Below are 6,743 nucleotides of genomic sequence, written 5' to 3' on the forward strand. Positions count from 1 at the left end.
TCGCTCCGGGGCCCGGCGGCAGTGGTTCACGAAGGAAGGGACCGTCAGTCGTCGCCGCGCAGGATCGCGATCAGCCGCAGCATCTCCATGTAGATCCAGACCAGCGACAGGGTCAGCCCGAAGGCGGCCCGCCAGGACTCCCGCTGCGGGGCGCCCTGGGCGATGGCCTCCTCGATCGCCGCGAAGTCCAGCGACAGGAAGAAGGCGCCCAGGCCGATGCCGACCAGGCCGACCACGATGCCCAGCGGGCCGGAGCGCAGGCCCATGTCGGCGCCGAAGGCCATCGCGATCATGTTGACCATCATCAGCAGCACGAAGCCCAGGGCGATCGCGATGCCGATCCGCTGGTAGCGCGCGGTGACCCGGATCCGGCCGCTCTTGTAGGCGAACAGCATCGCCCCGAAGACCGCCGCCGTGCCCAGCACCGCCTGGATCACGATGCCGTTCAGCATGGTGTTGAAGGCGTGCGAGACGGCGCCCATCGCGAAGCCCTGGAGGGCCGCGTAGGTCAGGATCAGCGGCGGGCTGACGCTGCGCTTGAACGAGACCACCAGGCCGACGACCATGGCCACCAGGCTGGCGGCGATCGCGAAGCCGAAGTTCTCGAACGGCAGCGCGAACCAGGCCACCGCGCCGGCGACGACCAGCGTCAGCAGCGTCATGGCGGTGCGGGCGACCACGTCGTCCAGCGTCATCCGCCCGGTGGCCGCCGGGCCCGCCGAGGGCCCGTTGTACAGCTCGTAGAGCTGCTCGTCGGTCATGGGCTGGCCCTGCGGCTGCTGCTGGGCGTAGGGCGTACCCGCGTAGGGGTTCTGGCCGTACTGGGTCCCGGCCTGCGCGGTACCGAACCCCGCGTAGCCGGAGTCGCGGGTGAAGGACCCCTCCCGCGAGAAGACCGGGTTGCTGCTTCTCATTGCTCATTCCCTCCGTGGCGGCACTGCACCGCCCATGCACAAGGGTAATGGCTTGGCAAAAATTCCGGGATACGCCGCGAGGAGGATCCGGTGAACAACGACCGGCGGGGACGCCGTCGCGCCCCCGCCGGGTGATCGGTGCCCGGAGCCGGACTCGAACCGGCACGGCCTCGCGGCCAAGCAGTTTTAAGCTGCCCGTGTCTGCGTTCCACCATCCGGGCGTCTGTGGGACCCCCTGAGCCTAGTCTCCCGGATCACCCTTTCGCATGTTCCCGGCCCCGGAAGTTGTCATGTTTCCTTGCCATCTGACGAACTGTTCGGGATTCGGCCACGAAGGATATCCGTTCCGGCCATCCGTCCGCCTCAGGGTTCACGTCATACCGCAGGAGGAGGGGGTCACCCTCCCGTACGCCCAGCGGTGGTAGGACCAACCGTCCGGCGGAGCGACGCAGGACCATGATCACGTCGCGGAACATGGAGGTACAAGTCCGCGAGCACAAGGAGTCCCCGTGACCACGTCGACCGCAACCGCCGTCCGCACCGGCCTGGCGGCCGCCCGAGCCACCGGCCTGAACAAGGTCTACGGGGAGGGGGAGACCCGCGTCGTCGCCCTCGACAACGTCAGCGTCGTCTTCCCCCAGGGCGAGTTCACCGCCATCATGGGCCCCTCCGGCTCCGGCAAGTCCACCCTCATGCACTGCATGGCCGGCCTCGACACCGTCACCTCCGGCTCCTCCACCATCGGCGACACCGAGCTCGTCGGCCTCAAGGACAAGCAGCTCACCCAGCTGCGCCGGGACCACATCGGCTTCATCTTCCAGGCCTTCAACCTGCTCCCCACGCTGACGGCCCTGGAGAACATCACCCTCCCCATGGACATCGCCGGCCGCAAGGTCGACAAGCCCTGGCTCGACCGCGTCGTCGACACCGTCGGCCTCTCCGGCCGCCTCAGCCACCGGCCCTCCCAGCTCTCCGGCGGCCAGCAGCAGCGCGTCGCCTGCGCCCGCGCCCTGGCCGGCAAGCCCGACATCATCTTCGCCGACGAGCCCACCGGCAACCTCGACTCCCGCTCCGGCGCCGAGATCCTCTCCTTCCTGCGCAACTCCGTGCGCGAGCTCGGCCAGACCGTCGTCATGGTCACCCACGACCCGGTCGCCGCCTCCTACGCGGACCGCGTCGTCTTCCTCGCCGACGGCCGCATCGTCGACGAACTCCACCAGCCCACCGCCGACACCGTCCTGGACCGCATGCGCCGCTTCGACGCCAAGGGCCGCACCAGCTGATCCGGCGCAGCACGTCGTAGCCCGCTCACCGACTTTCCAGGACACCCCATGTATCGCACCGCACTGCGCAACGTGCTGGCCCACAAGGGCCGGCTGCTGATGACGGCGCTGGCCGTCATGCTCGGCACCGCCTTCGTGGCTGGCACCATGGTCTTCTCCGACACCTTCGGCAAGGCCATGCGGGACAGCAACTCCAAGAGCTACTCGGACGTCTCGGTCCAGCTGGTGGACCGCGCGGCCGGCTCCGCCGCCTCCGCCCGGCAGAAGAGCGAGAGCGGCTCGGCCGCCCTCACCGACGCCACCGTCCAGCAGCTGGCCGCCCTGCCGGGCACCGCCGGCGCCCGCGGCGTGGTCAGCGGCTTCACCGGCGTGGCCGACAAGAAGGGCAACCTGATCGGCCAGGTCTGGGCCGCCAAGGGCGCCAACTTCGCGCCGGGCCAGGACGGCAAGGACCCGCGCTACCCGATGGTCGAGGGCCAGGGCCCGAAGGCCGCCAAGGAGGTCGCACTCGACCGCAGGACCGCCGACAAGGCGGGCTACAAGGTCGGCGACACCGTCCGGGTCGCCGCCAACGGCCCGGTCGTCGAGGCGAAGCTCACCGGCGTCTTCACCACCGACGACCCGGTGGTGAACACCGGCGGCACGCTCACCCTGTTCGACAAGGCCACCGCCCAGCAGACCCTGCTGGAGCCGGGCCGCTACAGCAGCGTCGTGCTCACCGCCAAGCCCGGCACCAGCCAGGACGCGCTGCTCGCCCAGACCCAGCCCGTGGTGCCCGCCGGCCACCAGTTCGACGTCGAGACCGGCGCCAAGCTCAAGGCCGACGAGCAGGAGATGATCACCAAGGGCACCAGCAGCATGCGCACGATGCTCCTGGTCTTCGCCTTCATCTCGCTCTTCGTCGGCATCTTCATCATCGCCAACACCTTCACCATGCTGGTCGCCCAGCGCACCAAGGAGCTGGCCCTGATGCGGGCCATCGGTGCCAGCCGCAAGCAGGTCACCCGGTCCGTGCTGATCGAGGCCCTGCTGATCGGCACCGCCTCCGCCGTGGCCGGCCTGCTGGCCGGCATCGGGATCGGCGCCGGGATGCAGTCGCTGATCGGCGCGATGAACGAGAACATGCCGAACGGCTCGCTGGTGATCAAGCCGCTCACCGTCGTGGTGACGGTCGTGGTCGGCGTCCTGGTGACGGTCATGTCGGCCCTGCTGCCCGCCATGCGCGCCTCCCGGATCGCCCCGGTGGCCGCGATGAGCAGCGGCGACCAGCCGGTCTCCCAGAAGAGCCTGGTGGTCCGCAACACGATCGGCTCGGTGCTCGCCGGCGGCGGCCTCGCCCTGATCGGCTACGGCGCCTCCACCGGCAACGACAGCGGCCGGCTGCCGGTCGGCCTGGGCGCCTTCCTGGCCCTGATCGGCGTGTTCGTCCTGCTGCCGCTGCTCTCCCGTCCGGTGGTCGCACTGGTCGGCCCGCTGCTGCGCGGGCTCGGCGGCACCCCGGGCAAGCTCGCCCAGCAGAACGCGGTGCGCAACCCGCGCCGCACCGCGGCCACCGCCGCCGCGCTGACCATCGGTCTGACCCTGGTCACCGGGCTCACCGTGATCGGCGCCTCGGTCAACGACACCGTCGACCGGGCCGTCACCAGCTCGATGAAGGCCGACTTCATCGTCGGGGCCGCCAACGGCATGAGCCTGTCCGAGCAGGTGCCCGCCCAGATCGCCAAGGCCCCCGGGGTGGCCGCCTCCTCCGCGATGACGACCGCGTACTGGGAGCTCGACGGCACCAGCAGGACGGTCAACGGCCTGGACGCGGCCGTCCTCGACCAGCTCGCCGACGTCGAGCTGACCAGCGGCTCCACCGCCGGCTTCGGCCAGGGCCGGCTGCTGGTCGACGAGGACGCCGCCAAGAAGCTGAACGTCACCACCGGCTCGGTGCTGACCGTGGCCTACCCGGACGAGTCCACCGGCAAGGTCACCGTCGGCGGCGTGTACAAGACCGGCGGCATGCTCGGCCCGGTCATGCTGGCCAACAGCGAGATCGTCAAGCACGAGCCGAAGCCGTACATCTCCGACGTCCTGGTCAAGGGCAAGGACGGCGCCACCGACGGCCTCAAGCAGGCCCTCAAGGACGCCACCGGCGCCAACCCGGTGATCGAGGTGAAGTCCAAGCAGGACGTCCGGGACGAGTTCAGCCAGACCATCACCTTCGCGCTGAACCTGATGTACGGCCTGCTGGGGATGGCGGTCCTGATCGCGATCCTGGGCGTGGTCAACACGCTGGCGATGTCGGTCTTCGAGCGCAAGCGCGAGATCGGGATGCTGCGGGCGATCGGCCTGGACCGCGGCGGCATCAAGCGGATGGTCCGTCTGGAGTCCGTGGTGATCTCGCTGTTCGGCGCCGGCATCGGCCTGCTGCTCGGCTGCTTCATCGCCTGGGCGATCAACGGCACCCTGAAGTCCAGCCTCTCCGGCCTGACCACGGTCCTGCCGTACGGCCAGCTGGCGATGTTCCTGGCGCTGGCCGGGGTGGTCGGCCTGGTGGCCGCGATCTGGCCGGCCCGCCGGGCGTCCAAGCTGGACATCCTGGAGAGCATCAAGACCGACTGACCGGTCCCGCAACGAGAGAGGTCCCCTGCCGGAGGGTTCGGCAGGGGACCTTCTACTTCTGTACTCCGCCCGGTCGCACGGCCGGCTGAGCACCACGGAGGTCGTGGTCCGGCAACGCTGCCGGGCGGAGAGCCTCCGACTCATACCCCGGTGCTCCCACACCGGGGTCTCAGTCGCTTACTTGCTGGCGAGTTCCTTGTCGGCGGCCGGCTTGGCGGCCTCGACGGGCTTGGTGGGCGGAGTGACCTCCTGGATGGGAAGCTGCGGCTTCTCCATCTGGGCGAGGCCGACCATCTCGCGCTTGAGGAACATCGCGAGGGTCCAGTCGGTGAAGACGCGGACCTTGCGGTTGAAGGTCGGCACCATCGCGCCGTGGTACAGGCGGTGGAACCACCAGGCCGGACGGCCCTTCAGCTTGTACTTGCCGAAGAGGATCGCCACGCCCTTGTGCAGGCCGAGACCGGCGACCGCACCCAGGTTCTTGTGCTTGTACTCCTTCTGCGGGAAGCCGCGCATGCCGGAGATCACGTTGTCGCCGAGGACGACGGCCTGACGGCTGGCGTGCTGGGCGTTCGGCGGGCACCAGGCACCCTCGCCCGCGGCGAGGTCCGGCACCTGGGCGTTGTCGCCGGCGGACCAGACGTAGTCGAAGCCCTGGACCTGGAGGGTCGGCGCGGTGTCGACGTGGCCGCGCGGGCCCAGCGGCAGGCCGAAGTTGGCCAGCACCGGGTTCGGCTTCACGCCGGCCGTCCACACGATGGTGGAGGCGTCCATCTCCATGCCGTTCTTCAGCATGACGTGGCCGTCGACGCAGGAGTCCATCGAGGTCTCGATGTAGACCTCGATGTTGCGCTCCTCGAGCTTCTCCTTGGTCCACAGACCGAGGTCCGGGCCCATCTCGGGGAGGATGCGGTTGGCCGCCTCGACCACCACGAAGCGCATGTCCTCGCGGCTGACGGTCTTGTACAGCTTGGCCGCGTCGCGGGCCATGTCCTCGACCTCGGCGACGGTCTCGATGCCGGCGAAGCCGCCACCGATCACCACGAAGGTCAGCGCCTTGCGGCGGATGTCCTCGTCCGTGGTGGACTCGGCCTTGTCGAGCTGGGCCATGACGTGGTTGCGGAGGCCGATGGCCTCCTCGACCGTCTTCATGCCGAGGCCGTTCTCCGCCAGACCCGGGATCGGGAAGGTGCGGGAGACCGAGCCGGTCGCGACGACCAGGTACTCGAAGGGCAGCTCGTAGCTGTCACCGGCCGCGGGCTGGATGGTGGCAACCTTGCGGGCGTGGTCGATGCCGGTGACGGACCCGGTCAGCACCTCCGCCTTCTTCAGGGTGCTGCGCAGCGGCGCGATGAGGTTGCGAGGCGCGACACTGCCGCCGGCCGCCTCGGGGAGGAAGGGCAGGTACGTCATGTACGACCGCGGGTCCACGACCGTGACGGTCGCTTCGCCGTAGCGCATCTTCTTGAGGATGCGCATCGCGGCATACAGGCCGACGTAACCACCGCCGACAATGAGGATGCGAGGACGCTCCGTGGTGCTCATATCCGAAAGTATCCAGCACCGTCCGGAGCAGCCTTCGTGAGCCCGGTCACAAGTTGACGGACCCCCCGTGCTACACTGCGCGGCCGCAGAACCGGGCCCGGCGCGGTGGCCCCCACCCCTGGGCGGCCCCGCGCGAACGCACGGCGGAGCACCACCGGCCTGAGCAGCAACGATCCGCACAGTGCCCGGGTTCCCGCACGTGATTTCGATTTTCAAACCTCAAACGAGGCCTGACCTGCGATCCCATGGGCCACCCGGCCGACGGGCCTTCGGTCCCACATTTCGGACGTAGTGGGCGGGCCCGCGTGGCGAATGGCCGGATCCCCATGTGAAGAAATTCACGAACTTTCCCACCCGCGCTCGGGCGCGCCCCGGCCCCGGCCCCCCGAAAGGC

At 69.5% G+C, this 6,743-nt stretch carries 4 protein-coding genes and 1 tRNA gene; 2 read left to right on the forward strand and 3 right to left on the reverse strand.

All coding sequences use genetic code 11. The features are described 5' to 3' along the window. Positions 1 to 44: 44 nt before the first annotated feature. The gene (locus ACFU6K_RS27175; RefSeq protein ID WP_380667288.1) at positions 45 to 914 is read right to left on the reverse strand and encodes a Bax inhibitor-1/YccA family protein; all 870 of its coding nucleotides are present in this window, start codon (positions 912 to 914) and stop codon (positions 45 to 47) included. Between the two features lie 139 nt (positions 915 to 1,053). Further along, positions 1,054 to 1,135: transfer RNA gene (locus ACFU6K_RS27180), tRNA-Leu, on the reverse strand. A 288-nt stretch (positions 1,136 to 1,423) separates the two neighbouring features. On the opposite strand from ACFU6K_RS27180, the gene ACFU6K_RS27185 reads away from it, so the two are divergent. Beyond that, positions 1,424 to 2,197: an ABC transporter ATP-binding protein gene (locus ACFU6K_RS27185; RefSeq protein ID WP_049651964.1), complete on the forward strand. Its 774-nt coding sequence runs from the start codon at positions 1,424 to 1,426 to the stop codon at positions 2,195 to 2,197. A gap of 48 nt (positions 2,198 to 2,245) precedes the next feature. Continuing rightward, on the forward strand, positions 2,246 to 4,804 hold the full coding sequence (locus tag ACFU6K_RS27190; protein WP_380667291.1) for an ABC transporter permease: 2,559 nt from the start codon (positions 2,246 to 2,248) through the stop codon (positions 4,802 to 4,804). Positions 4,805 to 4,981: 177 nt separating this feature from the next. Here the strand turns inward: ACFU6K_RS27190 and ACFU6K_RS27195 are convergent, their stop codons facing one another. After that, the gene (locus ACFU6K_RS27195) at positions 4,982 to 6,349 is read right to left on the reverse strand and encodes an NAD(P)/FAD-dependent oxidoreductase (protein ID WP_049651966.1); all 1,368 of its coding nucleotides are present in this window, start codon (positions 6,347 to 6,349) and stop codon (positions 4,982 to 4,984) included. Positions 6,350 to 6,743: the final 394 nt, after the last annotated feature.

Origin of the sequence: Kitasatospora sp. NPDC057512, assembly GCF_042802135.1 — a bacterium.
GTDB lineage: Bacteria > Actinomycetota > Actinomycetes > Streptomycetales > Streptomycetaceae > Kitasatospora.